We start from the raw sequence: 603 nt of genomic DNA, 5'->3' as shown, positions 1-603 counted from the left end.
CGATGTCCGCGCCGTCGCGGCAGGCGTCGTGGTGCCTCCCGCGCCAGACGGTGCAATGCGTCTGTGCTCGCGGTCGTCGCAAAGCGACGTTCGACCAAGGCCTCGGTTCGGGTCGCGGTGAGGCCGGACTCGCTCGCCTCGTCGGAGAGAAGCGGCTCCTCGTCACCGCGGCCTTCCTCCTGAAGCCGGACGCTCTCGTCGTCCTCGCCGTCGTCGGTGCGCGTGATCGCCTCGCTGCCGCGGAAGTGGAGATCGAACAACCGGTCGAACGTCGCGCGCCGCTCGGGTGGGGGAGCCAGCGTCGCCAGGGCGGCTTGCCTGACGTGTTCGATATCGCGCGGACCGAGCAGCTCGATCGCCGCCAGGAACGTCGTGGTTTGCTCAGGTGCTACGGCAAAGCCGTTCGTGCGCAGCAGCGGGACGAAGGCGACGAAGATGCGCGCGGCGCGCGGGAGCTGCGGCTCGATGGTCATGCCGTCGCCTCCGCGAGCATGGCATCGAGCCGCGGCGAGATGAAGTGCAGATCTTCTTCGTCCTTGAGCGCGACGCCGATCGACCGCTTGAACGCGTCCGGCCAGCGCGCGCCGCCCTTGTGCAGCAGCG

The 603-nt window shown here is 69.7% G+C and carries 2 pseudogenes; both read right to left on the bottom strand.

The annotated features are described in order from the left end of the window. Positions 1–473 (bottom strand): annotated as a pseudogene (locus MOV74_RS39870) (hypothetical protein); the annotation flags it as partial. Then, positions 470–603 (bottom strand): annotated as a pseudogene (locus MOV74_RS39865) (MoxR family ATPase); the annotation flags it as partial. The pseudogenes MOV74_RS39865 and MOV74_RS39870, both read right to left, overlap by 4 nt.

The organism is Bradyrhizobium sp. SHOUNA76 (genome assembly GCF_023006445.1).
GTDB lineage: Bacteria > Pseudomonadota > Alphaproteobacteria > Rhizobiales > Xanthobacteraceae > Bradyrhizobium.
Note: the sequence above shows the minus strand (reverse complement) of the source record. Positions and strands in the feature narration are given on the sequence as shown.